The organism is Pseudomonas sp. GW821-FHT07F05, from assembly GCF_059418765.1.
On record NZ_JBWKQL010000019.1, the window covers coordinates 65,753 to 84,321 of the forward strand.

Genomic DNA, 18,569 nt, shown 5'->3' on the forward strand with positions numbered 1-18,569 from the left:
ACCTCACTGCAGCGTGCCGGCACTGGTGTGCACCAGACGCGAAGGAGCATCAATGCCGGTCACGGTGACCGGTCCAAGGGTGTCCCCGACCTCTACCGCCCAGGTCTTGTCCTGCCACTGCACCCAGGCCATGCCGTTTTGCACGGCACTTAGATGCATGCCTGAAAGCGGCTCTGGAAGCGCTGCTGCACGAGTAGGTTGTCTGGCAGCAGTCCGGACCACAGGTTTGGCTTGTGCCACTGCCACCGGGGCAGATGACAGCGCAAACTTGGCCTGTAACTCGTCGATCTGCTGCTGCAGCCTGTGCTGGTTCTCAATGGTGACCTTCAACGACGCGGCCACTTGAGTAATGGCCTCTCGGTTCGCCTCGCCGTATGCGCGCACACTGGCCACCATCCCGGCTACCTGATCCTGCATCTGTGCCACGCTGGAAGCCGAGGCCGCCTGAGCCATCGGGCCGCTTGGGGAAGCCTGCACGCTGGACATCGTGTCAAAGCTCAGCGGTGCAGACTGCGCGGTGGGCTGCAGATCCTGATTGCCAAATGCCCGCCCATTGGAACTGGCGGCAGGATCTGGCCTACACAGAAAGACAACCGCAGCAATGAAGATCAGCGAATACAGAGTCAGCCAGGGTATGGACTGTCCCCAAATGATTGGACGCTTGAGCCAGTGCTGATCAACGTTGGACGGCGGTGTATACGCCGGCGGCGACACGGGTGCCGCCTGAGGGCTGAATTCACTCATCGATTAAACTCCTGTCGCATTTGTTGAGTTTGGATTTGTTGCCGCGCAGCCGCACGCCACTGATCGTCAGTCACAGGTTGCTGGTTGAATTGCTGGCCGGATTGGCTGGTTGAGCGAACGGGCACCGCAGCTTTCACTTCGTCACCGCTCTGACCCGGTGCAATGGCATCCCCCGAGTACACACCGCGCATGAACTGGATGGCCACGACCTGCCCCTTGGTGACGGTGACCTGCGTTGCCGGTACGCGCTGCGCATCTTCGGTCAGCACCTTCGCCGCCTGTCCTGCTGCGCCTCCCGCCATGGCGCCTAGCACAGCCGCGCCGTCCGGAAGACCGGGACGCACCACCTGGCTGTTGAAACCGTTGCTGACCAACTGGGTATTGGCTTGCGAGTACATTTCGCCGATGCCACCGATGCCCCCGAGCAAGGCCGGCAGCACAATGCGCGACATGTAGCGGTGATTTACGTCGGTGGCCACGTTGGCCAGTAGGCTGTCTTCCTGCAGGGCATAAGCATCGACTTTGTAGTTGATGCCCTTGTAGGCCATTTCGGAAAAGTGGATCACCACGCCTTCGCCGGTCAACTTGGCGCCGTCAGACGCCTTGAGCACGATGCCGGCGTATTTACCGGTATCGATCCTGCTGAGCACCGGCGTGGTGCTGTTATCCGAATCAATCCCGATGTCGATGTAGCCCGGAGCACGCCAGTACGGTGGGATCACCTCGATCGGCACGACCGGCGCTGAGCTGGAACCGGATGTGCCACGGTTTGAGGACGCCACTGTACGTAAGCCTCCTCCCAAACTCTGACTCCACTGCTGATAGCTGTTGTCAGCACCGCCTTGCCCCGCGCCAGATCCTTCACTGCCCAGCATCCGCGCCGTCTGCAGCCCGGTTATGCGCTGTTCCTTGACGTCTGGGTTCAGCTTGGCGAGGAACTTGTCCAGATCCTGCTGACGGCGACTATTCTGGTCGGAATTGCTGTTGTTGCCGTTCCCAGCGTTGTTGCCACCCTGTTCCCCTTGCCGCGATTCATTGCCGGCAACGGTATTGGCAGGGGTTTTCTTCTCCTCCTGTGGCACAACGGGCTGTTGTTCCAGCTTGATGCTGGCAATGAAGCTGCCGTTTTCGGCTTGTGCCTGCGCGGCGCCCTGGCGATTGAACTGGTCCAGTTGCTCGCGATAGGCAGGCGTTTCGCTCGTCTTGCCTGGGACTGCTCCGCTAACCCTATCCAGGTTGACCTGAGAAGTTTGCTCCGGCGGCTTGTAAAGCCAGGTGATCAAGGCATACCCCCCCACGAGCATGCCCCCAATCACCATTACAATAGACGTCCACGTGAGCTTTTGGGCTCGTCCTGCATCCTGTTCACTTGCCATGTCTACTCCAGTGCCACGTTGAGGGCTGAGGTGCGTCCGAGCACCGAAAACGACACGTAAGGCGTCACCGGTAATTTCCACAGGTGCGTACCGTCGGCCGATGAAAGCGTGGCTTCAAACTCGTCACGGATGTCCGCTCGCGAGCGGATGAACAGGTCATCGCCCATCTGCCAGACCGTGGTTTCCGGCACATCGCCGGTGGTCTTCAATCGGCGCGCTTCTTTGGGCGGGATGCCGTCGAGAAACGCCTGTAGGGTGCTGTCGTGCAGACCAATACGACTTTCCGGCGCAGCACCGGCGATAGCATCAGGTCCTCGGCGCGGGACGCGCAGATCCAGGCGACTGTCCACCGCCCAGGTCTTGGCCACCGTATCGGGTTCGCCGCTGCTGATCGTGATCACGATCGGCACAGCCAAACCCTCCAAGTACACGGTGACGTTGCCGCTCTGGTACGGCTTGATGGCTTCAACTACCAGTACCGGGCTATTAGGCATCCAGTAGGACGTAAAGGCGTTGGGGTTGCCGGTGATCGGCGCAGCGCCCAGTTTCCACGGTGCCCCGGTGCTGTCGATGAAGCTGATTGAGCTTGGGTAGTTCACGGCCGTGCGAATCAGCGGCAGGCTGGCCCCCGGCGCCAGGTCCACCGTCAGCGCGCTGATCTTCGGCACGATGGCCATCTGCGGAGCGCTTATGGCCTGCTCAACCTGATTCTTGTTGCTGAGCAGGTCCCGTGTTTCTGCCGGCGTCAACGGTGTAGTCGACTCTACCGCCTGGTTGTACAGCGCTGACCGAGGCGGCGGCAGTGGATCGTTGCCTGAAGGTGCCCTGCCTTTGGGCGCAGTGGATTGCCAACCGGTGGCCGGTGCGGCAGTAGGGGCTTGAGGAGTTTGGGCCGTGTCCGCCTCTGCCGCCCAGGCACAACTGCCCGTCACAAGCCAAACGGCCAGTGCCATTGAGATTTTCATAGGATTTCCTTGCAGGAATGAGCCGGCGCAGTGAGCAACCTGCGCGGCATGGCATTTCGTTGAGATTGACTATGCAGCGAGTGAGTGCGCCCGGACCTGACTGCTAGGGTTCAGGTCCGTACATGCCTCCCTTGGCGATACGGGTGAGGAACCGACGACACAGCGCAACGGTGGGTTCTTCTCCGAGACACCCTTCGACGCCATAGGGATTGTCCATCCAGACAACGCCGTCATCGGAGTCGTAATGCAGAAAGTGCCCATCCACGCGCACGCCTTCACCCGCATACAGCTTGGCGGACAGATGCTCAGGGGTTGGCAGATCCAGCGCGTCCCAGTCGTTGCGTTCGATACAGGCCAACGCATGCTGCTCCTTATCCCGCTGCCTTTGTCGATGCGCAGCCTCCTCGCGCTCCTCCTCGACTTCGCTCGCTTCATCGCGGTAGGCCTGCTCATACAGCGCGGCCAGTCGCGGTACGTCATGCAACAACGGTGGGCATTTGGCCCCATACGGATGAGCATACGGAAGATCACAACGTGCTTGGTGCATGGCCAGCCGTTCGACTCGCCAGTAGGCCTCATCAGCAAACGCCTCGGCCATCTGGTGAAAACCCAGCAAACCGTAGCTGCGCACCTGCATCCATAAGAAACGCGCTTGCAGCGCCTCCTCAAAGGCTGGATTCATGCGGCTCCTCCTCGATGACGGGCATGGATCGCCACAACCAGTCGCAGCGGCGTGACAACAGTTCACTCAAACGCTCGGCATCGTTGGCAGCGTCCACGCTGTCGCGGTCAAGGGCTGACGTCAAGGCATTGCGCAACCACAGGCTACTGCTCGGGCACGCCAGTACAGCTTGGATTTCATCGTTCACGGTCATGATCAATGCTCCTTCAATTGGCGCCGGTGCTGATCAGCTGCACGACCTCAAGGCCCTTGGGCTTCACATCGACGTCCGTGCGCTGGATGCGCTGGGTGAAGATAAAGCGCTGCGCCGGACTGCCTGTCACCTGACCATCGAGCTTCAAAGTCACCGGGTACTGGTATTCCCACGCGAAAACATCACCCTGCTTGCCTTTGGCCCGGATGCGGCCCGGACCTACCTCCACCGAAAGGTTCATCCGCTGACCCTTGACTGAAGCAAGGATGTTGGAGCTGTTCAACGCCGTGTAGTAACCCGAGTAGCCCGTATCGTCGTAGTCTTCCTTAACGCTATTGATCTGGTCTTGGTAGTGGATGAAGTCCAGCGTGAAACTTCGGCGGATGGTGTCAGCTCCGAAGGCCGAGACATCGCTGTCGCTAAAGGCCGGTTCATCCGTTGGCTTGACCGGCACAACGCGACCATTTTCAGTCGTGAAGTACTTCACCGGCGGGTGAGCCACCTGCCATCCCAGGATCCCGATCACCACAATCGCCAGGACCAGTGCGCTGCCGCTCCAGATCAGCGCGGTCAGGCAGCGATGCGCAAATGCAACGCCCAGTTCGCGTTGCCGCTGGGCATTTTGTGCGTGGAGGAACGCTTGTTCCTCCGCCACGACAATCGCCTGCAACATGCTTTGTTCGGGAATCGCAGCTGTTTCATTGAGTGTTTGCATCATCACAGCCTCACAGGTTCTGGTACTGCTGCCAGGGATCGATGCTGCTCGGGATCTGGCTGTTGATCTTGTCCACCGCCGCCTGACAGACGCGCTCGGTCACCTGATCCAGGATGTCCTGTAGACTGGGAAAGGACGGCAGGCTGACGCGGGTGGTACGGATGCGGGAAAGGCAGCTCTGCAGCTGGTCAGAGACCGTGCGCTCGCGCTCGGCCCATGCCTCATCAGCCTTGCGAGCCTGTTCGTAACCCGCCGTGCTGCCGGCCTGGGCAGCATCGCCCGAGCGGCAGACGGCGGCATCGCTGATAACCGGCAGGCAGCACAAAACCATCAGCAGTGCCGGGCACATGCTTTTCTTGATCATGAAATTGTCCTAGGTGTTAACGGTTCAAGACGGGCGCAGTGCGCTTGGCTCTGCCATTGGTGCCGCTGCCGGTGATGACTTTGGGAGTGTGTTGGTGTCCTTCCAGCGTTCATCGAAGCCCAGTCGAACGTGCAGTGCCGGCGGCATTTCTGCCGGAAAGTCCAGCTTGCCGATGCGCACGGCCGGATCGCCGTCGAGCTTGAAGGCGATGTGCTCACGCGCAACCGGCTCACCGCCGGAGCGGTTAATGCCGTTGCCCACACCGATCGGCACCAGACCTTGTTCGGTGATCTGGTTGATAACCATCGGCGGCGCCTCGGCATGCCCAGGCAAACTCACCAGGACATGCTGGTACTCGTTGCCCTGACGCATTACGCCCTGCAGGTACGGCCCATCACCACGAAACAGGGCCATGTCCAGCTGACCATCCTGCGACCAGCTGCTCATCACCGGCTTGCCGACGTCCACAGTGTCCACCTGAGGTCGCGGTGCCGACAGTTCGTCCCCAGCCCTGGCGCTGCCCTGACCGTTGGGCGTCATCCAGAACAACCCGTCAGCGGGTCGCGGCGGTGCGTCTATCGGTACATTGAGCTGCGTGATGATCGAGGTCTGAATCATGTCGAAACGCGCTGCGTCATAGGCCACCAACTTCACGCCCTGATCGTCTCCCGTTCGAACGGCCGTGCCATTTAGCAAAGCCAGCGACCATTGATTGCGTTTTGCTTGCTTGTCCTCGTAACGCAAGACCTGTCCAGTATCCGGGTCTTTCACCGGGGTCCTTACCGTTACTGGCTTCTCGCCCAGGTATTGCAGGGTCGCCATGCGGCCCGGTTCGATACGCGTTTCACGGAGCAGTCCAGCCAGCTCCTTGCCCCAGAATGTTTGAACACCTGTTCTGGTCCGCAGCTTGATGTGCACGCTCTCGCTGTTTTGCGGATCGAATCGGAACGGCGCTTTGCCACAGCTCATTACCTTGCCGGTGACACCCTGTGCCGCTGACGTCGAGAGCTGATGAATAGACGGATCCACGCCCGTGTCCGGCGCCTGGTCCCCGCTCACTCTGGCAGGTTGAGTCTCTGGCGTTTGCCGGGCAGCCCCAAGAGGCGGTGCATCATCGACAGGTCCGGCCTGCACTTCCTTATGAGCCAACGTCATCGGGTCGGACACAGCCAAGGGCACATACGCGTTGTTGGCAGCGGTATTAACCGGCATTGGTGCAGCGTGTTGCGCAGTTACTGCCGGGCTTGTCGGCGCTGTTGACCCCGCTGCCGTCGCGACATGCATTGCAGCCGGTGCCGGTGGAGCGCGATCAAACGGTTCGGGTGTATTGCCGTGGATAGCATCGGGTTTGACGACAGGTAGATCCAGCGCCTGACGCGCTTGATCGAGCATCAGCTGCTGAGCCGGGTTTTTCATCGAGACGTTGACCTGATTCTGGGCAATCAGCTCGATCGCTTTGGCCTTGAACGCGTCACTGCCGGTCAACTCGATCTCGCCCCGATAGAACCGCGCTGCAGTCAGCAGCGCTGCCAGGATCTTCTCATCATTCTGACCCGCGCCGGGCACCATCTCCAGGCGCGAGCCTCGGTCAACAAATGCTGGCTCGTTGTCCAGCTTGTACAACACTGAATTGTCGCCCTGCGGCTCAGGGGTGATGCGGGTCAGCAAATTGTCCTTGTCGATCTGGCTAGGCTGCAGCGGCGGTTCGTCCTTGCCGATACGCGGGCCGACATCAATTGAGTCCACGACGGGTTCAGCTGCAGGCGCTTCAGCGCCGGCCCGAGGACGCGGCAACAAATTCATCAGGTCATCAGCTACTTTCGCAGGCGCTTCAGGTTCCGCATCAGCGGCGCTGTCCACGGCAACCGGTGCAACTACGGCGGGCTCGACCTCCTGATCCGCCTGTGCAACCTGCGGGACTGCTTTCGCTAGCGTGGCAAGATGAGCCGTCGCTTCAGTCGGTTCAGCATCCAGAGGCTCACCTGGACTCAACTGCTCAAGCTCTGGCGTAGCCACTCGATTAGGATCAGCAGTTGCCGGCGTCGGTATGGCATCACTGAGTACAGGCTCTGAACGCGCTTCATCCAGCGCAGGTCCAGCGGACTCTACCGAGGTCGACGTTGTGATTGGCGCTGCGCTTTCTAGCGGGACGTTCATCAGGGGTTCATTGGCGTCCACAGCTTCTGGATGAGTATCAGTGCTCAAGGTGGCAGCGTCTGTCACGACAGATAGCGCCTCAGGTGCAACCGGCACGGCTGACCCGTCAGCCGAAAGCGTGATTGCATCGGCATAAGCATCATCACGCGTAAAGATCGGAACGCCCCCTTGCAACTCTTCCTGACTGAACGGTCTGGCTTGAATGCCGGGGGCTTCTACATCTGGTTGGTCTGGCACAGTGGTTACCTCGTCGAATTTGGCAGCGGGCTGAAAAAGCGAAGCGATGTGTTCGCGTAAAGCGTGCAGACCGCGTGATTGGTGAAGGTCGTTGAAGTCAGTGAACCCCTGGGCGATCTCACTTTCGTTGAAAACGGGGTAGGCCACATGTCCGCCGACTGCATCGGCCGCTTGGGTGGCCATGAGCAAACCCTTGTTCTCGTTCTTGGCATGATCGAAGTCGGCCATAAAGACGTGGGGGCTATCAGGGAACTGCTGGTGAAGGATCTGGGCGACGGTCACCATGTTCCCGGCATCGATGGTCATCACCACCGGCCGCTCGGTAGCCAAGTTCAGGCTGCGCGCAGTGGCATAGCCTTCGGCGTAGAGGATGGGTTGACCGGGTTCCAACGGCCCCCCGACCACCAGGAAATTTCCTTTCTTGGGCGCATCCTTGAACAGCAGCTTGTCCCCCGTTTCCGGGATGTACTGCAGGGTTTTGAAGTTTCCTTGGTCAGAAAAAAACGGCACCACCAGGGCACCGTTTCGTGTTTGTCGAAGTTCGGGCGTCGGGGGTATCCCCTTTCGCACCAGGTAAGGGTGCGAGGGGTCAGCAGCAGGTAGTTGGTCGTACAGCGTTTTAGCGGCCAGCGTTCGTTCGGCGTGCAGCTCAGCCCGCTCACGAGTGGCGTCTTCTTGGGACTGTTTAGCCGCTGCACGAATGTGCAAGCGGGCTAAAGGGTTGGCATCACCACCGGTGGCGGTCCAGTTGGTCACGTCTTTTGATGACTCTGCGCGGTGGTAATTGATGAACCAGCCAGCAGGTCTGCGATCAAGGTAGCCGCAATAGACGCCGCTGGTCTTACCGCCTTTGTCATCGGTTGTGGCTACCCGCTGACGCTTACCGTTCATCACAGGCATGCCTTTGATGACCAGGCCGGCTTGGGTCAATGTGTCAAGAAACTCTGACTCCGGATCCCCTCCCCCTGCTCTAATACTGCGATCAGGCATCCACTCCTGGACACGATCAAGGTCGCAACCCGGCCGCGCAAACCAAAGCTTTTCCTCTTTGTCCCAGGCAACAGCAGACCGGCCATCACTCAGCTGGCCAGCCGCTGTACGCATTTTGTCGCGGTCGTCAGGCTGCACGGCCAGCCAGACCGGGTACTCGGAAGTTTTCATGGGGGTGTCCTGCTTGAACTGGGCAGAATCGGATTCAGGAAAGGTTTGCTGCGACCGGGTACGGTCGTGCAGTCCCTCGGCCACCATGGTGGTGAGGTTGATCAGATCGCTGATACGCATCGCTCGGGTTCGCGATACGCACACGTCGTCGTAGGATTTTTGACCCCCGATAGCCGCCGATCTATCGGATGGCTCAATGGCCTCGCAAGCTAACGCGTAAACCTCTTCGGCATTACGCATATCGCTCTGGCCGGGGTAGAGCCGGTCAACATAGCCCCAAAGCGTTTCAAGCCCGACCTCGGATCGAGCTTCGATAATCGCGTTTAGGACTGCTCGCTTTTCGTCGGGCTTGAAGGTGTTGATCCCAAAGTGTCCAAGGATTTCGTGCCTAAGAGTTCTTTCAAACTTTTCGTTCGAATCACTGTTGGCAAGGGCAAAATCTGCCCCGAGGGATGCCGCTCGATACGAACCACTAATTCTTCCCCGGAGTGCGACTGTATTTTCTGGTCCATAAATTTCTTCCTGAGTTTGAGCAAGGTTGAAAGTGATCGTACGGGCCTGCGGGTATGTTTTGCAAAACTCGTAGATCAGTTCCTCTGCAGCTTCAAATGACAAGGCCATGGCTTATCCCCCCTCGGTAAAGCGCCGGTACCACCAAGGCCGACCGGACAGCTTGTTGCCGCGCACCAGGTAAAGCAGCCGAGCAATCAGCACCTTGTACGTCCAGCCGAAATGCGAAAGCAGGCGAAACCCTGCGATAAGGCCGCTGACCACGTACACCGTCGTGTACGAGGGAAAGCGGAACCAGGCCAGGTAAAGCAGAAACAGCGGTGCGGGGATGCCGTACACATTGAGCAGGCGCGAGGCGTTGCGCCAAAACCCAGGAGGGGGACGCTTTTTTTCGTTGGTGTTTTCGTTCATAGGCTCACGCTGAAAATCGATGGACCGGGCACAGCCTGACCCTACAACTTGGAGTTGTAGGCCTCTACTGGATGGGCTAGGAGGTAATGCGGGGAAGAACAAGACCTATTGTGTGGATGCCAGCACCGCGTCGATATCATCGGCCTGTTGCATGGCCAGCTCTCTCCAGCAACCGGCCGCAGCTGCAGGGTCGCGGTACATAAAGTCGAACACTTCCTTGGCCCGGCGTAACTGCGCCTCCAACTGCTGCAACCGTTCAGATTCTGGAGCTGCGTCAGCCCGCTTGGGCCACACAATCAATGGCGATCGGTTATGGCGATACTCAATCAGGCCCTGAGCCTGAACCTGACGCAAGGCCTCGCGGGCTGGCATCCGGCTGACGCCGAAATGGTTCGCCACAGCCTGTTGGGTGATGCGTGAACCATTCTCGAAGAGGCCCGCATGAATGGCGGTGGTAAGCCTTGCTGCGATCAGCGTCACCGAAGCGCGCTCTTCCGGTCGTGGCCCTAAGGCTTCCAAGTTGACTCGACTCATGATGATCGTCCTTTAAGTCAGTTGATCAGTAGCCAGGCTGGTAGGCCTGGCCCTTGTCCCAGCACGACTGCCAATGCTGGGTGTAGACCTTGGCCACGTCCGGCGCGTCCCACAGCACCAGGGCGTTTTCGCTATTGGAGTGCGCAGCGGCCGAGGAGTAATTGAACGAGCCTGTTTCTACGTTTTGCCCGTCAGTGATGATCACCTTGTCGTGCTGGATCTTGTAGGCCGCGTCGGTGCGCAGCGGAATGCCGGCAGTGGTAATCAAGTTCATCGCCGCCTTGCTGCCTTTGCCCTCGTTGCCGCGTGCATCGAGCACAACCTGCACATCGACGCCGCGCCGCTTGGCGGCAACCAACGCCTTGACCACGCTCGGTGACGTAAAGCTGTAGCCCATCAGCAGGATCTGGTGTTGCGCTTTCTGGATCACGTCCACCACCAGCGCTTCAGCCGTGCCTTCCGGGGAGAAACCGACCTGCACCTGGCTGGCCTGAGCGGCGTTGGCCATGAGCAATAACACGGCAGTTGTTGCCGAGAGGTTGAAACGGCGAGTCAGTCGGGTCATAAGGTCACCATTCCGCGCTTTGCGCCAATGCCGATAACCGACGGTGCGCGTCGCAGGCTAGTGCGAATCGTCTCTGCGTGGTTTTCACCATCACGCCGGGTGTGCAGTTGGGTGGGTTGCAGGATGTCTTCAGAGCGACTCAGCACAAGCTCAAATGGGTCTTCGGTCGTGGCGATCTTTCGGTCCAATTCACTGCAAGTGACTCGATTCATGCGGCTTTTCCTTGTTCAAAAGCACGTTGTTGGTGAGAAGTCATGGCCATGCGCAGCTCTGACTGCTCGATGATGTCTCGCTGGTACAGCCGCCAGGCCTGATCGGCAATGCGCCGCTCTTCCACGCGGATGATGTTGTCGATGTGTTGCCCCCATTGGGTGTACGGCAGGTCCATCAGCTTGGCGCGCAGCGGGTCATCGAAAACGATGTACTCGCGCACGGCCGTGCGCTTGCCATCGGTGGTACGTAACAGCTTCTGCACCACGATGTACTGCAGCACGCCCAGCAGGTCCCGGGCCGTGGCTTCGCGCATTTCCGCCGGCACCATGGTCAGGCAGCGCGGGATAGCCTCACCAGGTGAGTGAATGTGCATGGTGGTCAGATTGAAGTGACCGAGCTGGCCAGCCAGCACGCCTGCCTGAAAGGTTTCGAGGTCGCGCATTTCGCCGATGCCGATGATCGAGGGTGCGCGTCGCAGATCGGCGCGAATCGCCTCCGCATAGGTCGACGCATCACGTCCGATTTGCAGCTGCGTGGGTTGCAGGATGTCTTCAGGGCGACCCAGCACAAACTCGATCGGGTCTTCGATCGTGGTGATCTTGCGATCCGGTTCGGTCTTTTGGCAGTAGCGATACGCAGCGGCAGCCAGTGTGCTTTTACCGGATCCCGTGATCCCTCCCAAAATACCGATGCCATTGGGGGGTAGAAGCGCCTCGAACAGATCCGCCTCGATGCCCATTTTGGTGATGTCAGGAATGTCCGCGGGGATGATTCGCATGGTCAGGGCAATGGTCGTGTCCAGGCGCCCTGCTGTCGCTTGCACGAAGTTGCAGCGAAAGCGCAGCCGCTCGCCTCGCTCCAGCCCGTAGCGGTTGTGCATGTCACCGTCCAGCTGCAGGGGTCTGTCCACCGGACGTCCACCCTTGACCATCGACCGGACCTCGGGACTGAATATGTCGTCCATGATCTTGCCCAAGGTGTCATCAGCTAGGACGAAGGTACTGCCCCGGCGCTTACGGCCGTGCTGATCGACCACCAGGTGGTTACCACCCTGGATGTGGATGTCGCTGACGTTTTGTCGAGCGCACCACACGAAGAACTCACGCATCGCCAGATCGTTAACGCCGTGCCTGAAGTCGAAGGGCTCGAGTTCGGATGTCATGGTTTGTCTCTCCTGATGACTGGCTGCCATTTGGTCTTGTCCGGGATAAAGCCTGCGTTTTCCTTGATCGTGCGCACCCGATCGCCCGTCATCAGCTTCTGCCGATCGCCCGTAACCGTCTGCTGTTGATCGGTCACCACTGGCTGGGTGATGAAGCCCTGACGTAGCAGCTGGGAGTACAGCAACATGCCCCGGTAATCGCGGGTCAGTCGGTTGAAATTGGCTTCCAGGGTGTGATCAGCACTGATGCGCCCTTCTTCCCAGCCCTTCTTAATTGCCGTCTGCCAGAGCGCCTTCTGCACGCTGTTTTCCGGCATTACGGATGATTCAGGGCCATCGGTCGCGGTGGACGACAGGCCGGCCAGCAACCAGGTGCGCCAGGAAGGTGGATTACTAACGAAGCGCTCCGGCGCAATGATTTCGTACACATGGTTGGAGGTGCGGATCTGCCCCGGGGTGATGTGGGCTACATCCACTGCCTCATCAATGACCGGCGGCAACCATCCCTGCTTGCTGATCAGTGTCTTGAAGTCGTAGATGACTTCCAGTCGGCCAAAGCGTCCATCCAGGGTTTGGCGAAGCTCCCAGGAGCGCTGAGCCTTGCCACCCCGAAAGCCGATGGTGCGACCGGCCTCTTCCAGCAACTGGCGGCGAGTGTCAGAGACCTGTGAGGCATCAGGCTTTGTCGCATTGAGATAACGGTCCATGGCCGGCGGTGCATCAGACGGGGTTGCTGTCTGGGTCTGTGCGCATCCGGCCAGGCCCTGCACCAGGGCAAGGGCTAGCAGCGTTTTTTTCATGGATGCCCCCTGGTTTGCTCCGGCGGCTGCGCCTGCATGAATGCCAGGGTCAGCTGGCTGGGCAGCTGATGCAGCGTCGCCCGCCAGGCCGTCTGCATTTCAATCATCTGCAGCAGGTTCTGGTAGGTCACCCCGCGCACATGCACGTTGACCGGCAGGGGCAGGCGCACGCCTGTCCAGTTGAAGCGGGCTCCGCGCTGCTTGGCCACGTGCGACAGCAGCTCTACGGCGTCGCCGGACCAGTTCACCGATACCAGGTCGGTATTGGCCAGGATGGCATCCGCCGGCAGTGGGGATACGGTGTTGATCGCACCTTCCTGCCACAGCACCTGCTGCTGGGCGACCAGGCGCACAAGGGCGGGATCAGGTGCGGCAGCCGCCGCGGGCTTTTGTTGAAATGCCTGACAGCCGGCCAGCAGCAAGGCCACCGCAGGAGCAGTGAATAGAAGATGGTTCATGGAAAGTCTCCCTACACCCCTGCGCGGGATGCAGTCATTAGCGAATAGCGAGGTGGGCAGGGGGTACGCGACGCGCCTTGAGGCGGTCGTAAATGTTTCGAACCAGCTGGGCGTACAGAAGCCTTTTTGCTTCCTGCTTGGCAGAGGGATGAAAACCTGCGTTGTAGGAGCCAAGGCAGCGCCAGGTATTGCCACAAACGCGCAGATGACGAGCCAATACCCAAGCGCCGGCCTGCACGTTGAAACAGGCATCCTTGAGCAAATCTTCGGGCCGGTGAATCAACCCCATCTTGACCAGACGGTTGGCATTGGCCGTATTGATCTGCATGACGCCATAGTCCGTGCTGATCAGCTTGCCGCTGTCGTCGTAATTTCGATTTACAGCGTTCTGCCTGAGGCCGCTCTCCTGAATGGCGATGGCCTCAAGCAGCAATGGATCTACCTCTTGGCGCTGGCCGGCCGCATCAAAGCAGTATGCGAAGCAGGGAGCCGGCAGGGCCAGAAGTAAACAGAGCCACAATCGGAGCATGCAGCACCTCCGAGTTCGATTAATTAGCGGTTGAACCAGGCTCTGTAATCGCGACATTCCTGCTGCGCAATTCGGCCTCTTTCAGGTCGTTGGTACGCTTCATTTCGTCTGCGATTTTATCCAGAGCGGTGCCTATCACTGCGCAACCCGCCAGGACCAATGCTCCCAACAACGTTGCTGATGTAAATATCATGACGTGTTCCCTCAAAGTGACGTTGTTCAGGTTCAGTGATTAGGGAGAGCGCTGCGCCTGGTTCAGTACCAAGCGCACATACCCGTTCTTGAAACCTGAGTGAAAGTTGCCGGTGTTGTAGGCCGATATCGCAGCCTGCAGCGCGCTCTGCGGATCGCCGAACTGCTCGGACGCCTTGACGTAGTTGCGCGTCAGCACAACGCCGCCGGCATAGACGTTCGAGCAAGGATCAAAGACCTGCTCAACCGTCAGCCCCAGGTTCGCCATGGTTCGGCTGTTGATCTGCATCAGCCCCATGTCGATGTTGGCCCCGGCCGCAAGCAAGCGCCGCGCTTCGGTGACCGCTGCCTGGTAGCTGTCAGGCTTCTTGAACCGATGATTGCCGTTGACGCCCAGTGCCCAGGGGTTGCCTGCGGACTCCTGCGTCATGACCGCCATCATGGTGTTGCTTGAAACGAAGGGTGCGCACATCAGAACCAGCGTGAGCAGGTCCATCACTGCGACCCTTGAGCCAAAGCGAAACGGCCCTGCGAAGGATCCTGTTTGCGGCAGAAGTCTGCGAAATCATCGGCGCTGACGGCCTGTGACAGCAGAAAGCCCTGCCAGGCATCGCACCCCAGCCGGTGCAGGCTGGCCAGCTGCTCATCCGTCTCCACACCTTCGGCGAGGGTGGTGAGGTTGAACTCACGGGCGATGCTCATGATGGTCCGCACAATGCGTTCGTCCACGCCGCTGGTAGCGGAGCCAATAAACGAGCGATCGATCTTCAGCGTGTCCACCGGGAAGCTCTTCAGGTAGGTCAATGACGACCAGCCGGTGCCGAAGTCATCCAGGGCGACACGCACACCCAACGCACGTAATGAGTGCAGGATCCGCGCTGCCTTGTCGGTGTCCGACACCAGAAAACTTTCGGTCAGCTCCAGCTCTAGCAGGTCGGCTGGGAAGTCCGACTCGGCCAGCACTTGGCTGACACGCTCGGGCAGCGTCTCCACGAACTGGCGTCCGGACAGGTTGACCGCCACCCGCAGGTTGAGGCCCATGGCTTTCCAGCGCTGGCCCTGCTCGACCGCTTCACGCAGCACCCAGTCGCCGATCGGCGTGATCAGGTTGGTTTCTTCGGCCACCTGGATGAACTGCGACGGCGGTATAAGGCCCTGCTTGGGGTGATACCAACGTATCAGCGCTTCGGCCCCAACGATGCGGTTGGTGCGCGAGCAGAACTGCGGCTGGTAGTGCAGAACGAAATGCTCGTCACGCAGCGCGACTTTCAGCTCTGCTTCCACGCGAGCCCTGTTCTGGGCCCGCTCGTTCATCTGCTCGTTATAGAAGCGCAGCGTGTTGCGGCCCTCCCCCTTGCTGCTGTACATCGCCAGATCCGCGTTGTGCAGCAGGGCATCCACCGTGGCCCCGTCACCGGGCCAGGCAGCAACGCCAATGCTGACGCTTATCTGGTAGAACGTGGTGCCCACCTGAATCGGCAGCGAACAGGCCGTCAGGATCCGCTCGGCCACCACGGTGATGTCGTCAGGGCTGGGCAGGTTGCACAGCAGCATGACGAACTCGTCACCGCCCAGCCGGGCCACCGTGTCGCTGTCGCGCACACTGCTGCTCAGGCGCCGGGCCACTTCAACCAGCACCGTGTCGCCTGCGGCATGGCCGTAGGTGTCATTGATGTTCTTGAACCGGTCCAGGTCCACGAACAACACGCCCAGGTAGCTGTGCTGCATCCGCGATGACAGGTGAATGGCTTGTTCCATCCGGTCGCGCAGCAACTGGCGGTTCGGCAGTTTCGTCAACGGATCAAACAAGGCCAGGGACTGGGCTACGCCAGGCAATTGATCCTCAACCGGCTGAATCTCGAAGGTCGTGCCCGCACGGAACGTGGAGCGCTTGACCCGTGCCCGGACCGGCTCCAGCGCCCAAGCCACTTGCGTGGCGTCGAAGACAAACTCTCCGGTCTCGTCGGCACTTTGCATGAAGGCAGCAAAGGCTTCGCGCTGTGGCTCATCAATCAGCAGCTGGGCAAAGTCTGCCTGGTCCAGATCAAAATTGGAGAACAGCTGGGTCGCTGCTCGGTTGGCATAAGTGATGCGGTGTTGCTCGGCGCTGACAAACAGGATCGCTGAAGGCAGCGTCGATAAAATCTCGCTGTGCATGGGAAAACCTCGAAGAGGGAACGGGGGTAAAAGGGCTCAGCGAAAGCAAGTAATGCTTTCGGTAAATCACACGGGAAAGTTTTGATGCTTCCAACACTGACTCAAGAAGCTCTGCAATCCAGGCTGCGGACAATAGTCCGCTGACGACAATAGTCCGCAGACCGACAATCCCGGCCTTGATTGATGGGCCGATGCTTTGAAAGCGACTTCTAAAATTCTTGACCACAATGCTGCGTTTGGTTGTGTACTTGCCGAAAGGCGCAAAGGACTGGGCTTGTCCCAAGAGAAGCTAGGATTTGAAGCTGAAATGGATCGGTCTTTTATCAGCCTCCTCGAACGTGGTAAGCGCTCTCCCACACTCGACACATTGATGCGCCTCTCCAAGGTGCTGGACATATCCTTGACGCAGCTCACCACCTTGGTGGAGGCAAAGCTGGAAAGGGAAAATGATTGTCGACCTCACACTCGCTGAAGCCCTGTTGCGGTATCGCACACAAGTTTCGATTTTGAAAAAAGGCTATCTCCAGGAAAGCTATCGAATCGATCAACTATGCCGCTGCCAGCTCGCGCAAAAACAGCTCAGAACGATTTCAAGTCCAGATATCGCAACCTATCGCGACGAACGGCTTTCACAGGTGAACGCTCGCACTGGAAAGTCGATTTCTCCCGCGACAGTTCGATTGGAGATGTCTCTCTTGAGCAGTCTGTTCGATGTCGCTCGGATTGAATGGGGAGCAACAGAGTCCAATCCGGTCCAGAACGTGAGGAAGCCTGCCGCGCCTCCTGGACGGGATCGAAGGTTGCTTCCACGCGAGGAGCGGAAAATCCTACGGCACTGCCACAGCTACCCGAATCCCGAGCTTTACTCGATCGTTGTGCTTGCGCTTGAAACGGCCATGCGTCAGGGCGAAATACTGAAGTTGACGTGGGAGCACATCAATTTCAAAAGCGGTGTTGCACATCTACCGGAAACAAAAAACGGTACAAAAAGAGATGTGCCGTTGAGTCAAAAAGCGCGAGAGGCATTGGTGCGCCTTGGTGCTAAAAAGAAAGGGCAGGTATTTAGCTACACCTCGAATGGTCTGAAATCGTCGTGGAGGTACATGCTGATCAAACTGGATATAGAGGATCTGCACTTTCACGATCTTCGTCACGAAGCATGCTCCAAACTCTTCGAGCTGGGCACACTGGACATCATGGAAGTCGCCGCAATCAGCGGCCATAAATCACTTTCAATGCTCAAGCGATACACCCACCTGCGGGCGGCTCGTCTGGTTAAAAAACTAGAAGGCAACCGGAGTCGCGGTCATCAACTTATCGCTAATCACCTGGTGCCGTATCCAGCCACTGTTGTCACTGGAGCAACCAGCGTTGAGGTGCGTGTGCTGGATTTCGACAATGTAGTGGGCCGTGGTGCTTGCTTTGAAACGGCCCAGCAGCATGCACAAGACGCGCTGCTGAGACGGCTCATGTTGTCCATCCGAAACAAGCTCCCTATCCCTGCTCCTGATCAATATCTTGAGAATGTCGATGATCTCGACGTGATCCTGCTCGACCCCTTAGGTACCCAGGAAGCGACTCCTGCCTTGATGCTTTAACACCTTATTACCGAGAAGGTGTTGAAGATCGAGTGGTCTGATGCCAGTCCAGCAGGCCCCTTGTTTGACTGGCTATTGCCAATCCGGCGTGTGGAGAAAGCTGTTCCAATCTACATACATAGGCACCACTGTCGGGTTTATTTCCAACCAACCGGGGGGTAATTCGCCTAACTGTGAGGCACAGGCTGGAGGACAGGGAACGGTCAATTACTGGCTGTCATGCGGATCTAGAGCGTGCAAGTCCCTCGGGTATACAAGTGGTTATGTCGCTGAACGTTCTGGCTCAAGCATGACCTCTGGCGCAGAGCTTGAGTGCTTCTGACAACGTTGCCAATCCGGGGTGTGGAAAGGTCCCTTCTCTACCCCCCAGTCATACACGGCTTACACCCCGATCAACTCTCCTGCGCAAGAACAGCGAGTACCCATGGGCGTTCACCAGTTCTGTTATCTGACAGGGGTGCAAACTACAGGTGAATCAGCCACTCACTGCGTGATTGATGGTTCACCTTCAACAGGTTGGGTGCTGTCATCGAGGACCGTCCATGACAGCGCAACCGATCACTGGTGCGTGGCTTCTTGCATCAATTAACTGAGGATTAGAAACATGTGAGCTGGGATACAGCGGCTGTCCAAGCATTGACGTAGCCACTATTCCAACCTAGTTGGGAGCATGCTCTTGCACCGCACGCCATGATCCAGCCAGCTGGCACATTGGTTGCCGATCTGCCTTGCTCTTGACCACAGTTCGGGTAGGCAGGAGAAGCACTTGGCATCCCGTCTATAAAGGACGTCTGCACAGTCGCAAGCGTAGGTTTGAACAGCTTCTGCCACATGCCGGATTGGCAA

Annotated in this window: 20 protein-coding genes; 2 read left to right on the forward strand and 18 right to left on the reverse strand. The window is 58.8% G+C overall.

Annotation, left to right across the window (positions count from 1 at the left end):
- Positions 1-3: 3 nt before the first annotated feature.
- The 18 genes from traP to AC07RO_RS25600 all read right to left on the reverse strand — a co-directional run bounded on the left by traP (position 4) and on the right by AC07RO_RS25600 (position 16,125).
- Complete coding sequence (gene traP, locus AC07RO_RS25515; RefSeq protein WP_495087412.1) at positions 4-744, reverse strand: conjugal transfer protein TraP; 741 nt, start codon at positions 742-744, stop codon at positions 4-6.
- Positions 741-2,120, reverse strand: coding sequence for a conjugal transfer protein TraO (traO, locus tag AC07RO_RS25520; protein WP_495087413.1), 1,380 nt, complete (start codon positions 2,118-2,120; stop codon positions 741-743). The genes traP and traO overlap by 4 nt, the downstream gene beginning before the upstream one ends.
- Before the next feature lie 2 nt (positions 2,121-2,122).
- Positions 2,123-3,085: a DotH/IcmK family type IV secretion protein gene (locus AC07RO_RS25525; protein ID WP_495087414.1), complete on the reverse strand. Its 963-nt coding sequence runs from the start codon at positions 3,083-3,085 to the stop codon at positions 2,123-2,125.
- A 103-nt stretch (positions 3,086-3,188) separates the two neighbouring features.
- Positions 3,189-3,767, reverse strand: a complete 579-nt coding sequence (locus tag AC07RO_RS25530) for a hypothetical protein (protein WP_495087415.1) — start codon at positions 3,765-3,767, stop codon at positions 3,189-3,191.
- A complete protein-coding gene (locus AC07RO_RS25535; RefSeq protein WP_495087416.1) occupies positions 3,751-3,960 on the reverse strand; it encodes a hypothetical protein in 210 nt (69 codons plus the stop codon). Before AC07RO_RS25535 ends, AC07RO_RS25530 begins: the two co-directional genes overlap by 17 nt.
- 13 nt (positions 3,961-3,973) lie before the next feature.
- Entirely contained in the window at positions 3,974-4,678 is a 705-nt protein-coding gene (locus AC07RO_RS25540) for a DotI/IcmL/TraM family protein (protein WP_495087417.1), read from the reverse strand.
- Between the two features lie 7 nt (positions 4,679-4,685).
- On the reverse strand, positions 4,686-5,039 hold the full coding sequence (locus AC07RO_RS25545; RefSeq protein ID WP_369307413.1) for a conjugal transfer protein: 354 nt from the start codon (positions 5,037-5,039) through the stop codon (positions 4,686-4,688).
- A 24-nt stretch (positions 5,040-5,063) separates the two neighbouring features.
- Complete coding sequence (locus tag AC07RO_RS25550; RefSeq protein ID WP_495087418.1) at positions 5,064-9,215, reverse strand: LPD7 domain-containing protein; 4,152 nt, start codon at positions 9,213-9,215, stop codon at positions 5,064-5,066.
- Between the two features lie 3 nt (positions 9,216-9,218).
- On the reverse strand, positions 9,219-9,515 hold the full coding sequence (gene icmT / locus AC07RO_RS25555) for an IcmT/TraK family protein (protein WP_495087419.1): 297 nt from the start codon (positions 9,513-9,515) through the stop codon (positions 9,219-9,221).
- A 105-nt stretch (positions 9,516-9,620) separates the two neighbouring features.
- Positions 9,621-10,049 (reverse strand): GntR family transcriptional regulator, encoded by a 429-nt coding sequence (locus tag AC07RO_RS25560; RefSeq protein WP_495087420.1) that lies wholly within the window; start codon positions 10,047-10,049, stop codon positions 9,621-9,623.
- 25 nt (positions 10,050-10,074) lie between these two features.
- Entirely contained in the window at positions 10,075-10,557 is a 483-nt protein-coding gene (locus AC07RO_RS25565; RefSeq protein WP_495087432.1) for a phospholipase D family nuclease, read from the reverse strand.
- A 53-nt stretch (positions 10,558-10,610) separates the two neighbouring features.
- A complete protein-coding gene (locus AC07RO_RS25570; protein ID WP_495087421.1) occupies positions 10,611-10,826 on the reverse strand; it encodes a hypothetical protein in 216 nt (71 codons plus the stop codon).
- Positions 10,823-11,989, reverse strand: a complete 1,167-nt coding sequence (gene traJ, locus AC07RO_RS25575; RefSeq protein WP_495087422.1) for a plasmid transfer ATPase TraJ — start codon at positions 11,987-11,989, stop codon at positions 10,823-10,825. The genes AC07RO_RS25570 and traJ overlap by 4 nt, the downstream gene beginning before the upstream one ends.
- Complete coding sequence (locus tag AC07RO_RS25580; protein ID WP_495087423.1) at positions 11,986-12,789, reverse strand: type IV secretion system DotC family protein; 804 nt, start codon at positions 12,787-12,789, stop codon at positions 11,986-11,988. Before AC07RO_RS25580 ends, traJ begins: the two co-directional genes overlap by 4 nt.
- Positions 12,786-13,247 carry a DotD/TraH family lipoprotein gene (locus AC07RO_RS25585; RefSeq protein WP_495087424.1) on the reverse strand — a complete coding sequence of 154 codons (462 nt, stop codon included), beginning with the start codon at positions 13,245-13,247 and terminating at the stop codon, positions 12,786-12,788. The genes AC07RO_RS25580 and AC07RO_RS25585 overlap by 4 nt, the downstream gene beginning before the upstream one ends.
- Positions 13,248-13,284: 37 nt before the next feature.
- Entirely contained in the window at positions 13,285-13,776 is a 492-nt protein-coding gene (locus tag AC07RO_RS25590) for a lytic transglycosylase domain-containing protein (RefSeq protein WP_495087425.1), read from the reverse strand.
- 232 nt (positions 13,777-14,008) lie between these two features.
- Positions 14,009-14,464: a lytic transglycosylase domain-containing protein gene (locus AC07RO_RS25595; RefSeq protein ID WP_495087426.1), complete on the reverse strand. Its 456-nt coding sequence runs from the start codon at positions 14,462-14,464 to the stop codon at positions 14,009-14,011.
- Positions 14,464-16,125 carry a putative bifunctional diguanylate cyclase/phosphodiesterase gene (locus AC07RO_RS25600; RefSeq protein WP_495087427.1) on the reverse strand — a complete coding sequence of 554 codons (1,662 nt, stop codon included), beginning with the start codon at positions 16,123-16,125 and terminating at the stop codon, positions 14,464-14,466. Before AC07RO_RS25600 ends, AC07RO_RS25595 begins: the two co-directional genes overlap by 1 nt.
- Before the next feature lie 196 nt (positions 16,126-16,321).
- Here AC07RO_RS25600 and AC07RO_RS25605 point away from each other — a divergent pair, with 196 nt between their 5' ends.
- Both AC07RO_RS25605 and AC07RO_RS25610 read left to right on the forward strand, forming a co-directional pair.
- The gene (locus tag AC07RO_RS25605; protein ID WP_495087428.1) at positions 16,322-16,597 is read left to right on the forward strand and encodes a helix-turn-helix domain-containing protein; all 276 of its coding nucleotides are present in this window, start codon (positions 16,322-16,324) and stop codon (positions 16,595-16,597) included.
- Positions 16,572-17,723, forward strand: a complete 1,152-nt coding sequence (locus tag AC07RO_RS25610) for a site-specific integrase (protein ID WP_495087429.1) — start codon at positions 16,572-16,574, stop codon at positions 17,721-17,723. Before AC07RO_RS25605 ends, AC07RO_RS25610 begins: the two co-directional genes overlap by 26 nt.
- Positions 17,724-18,569: the final 846 nt, after the last annotated feature.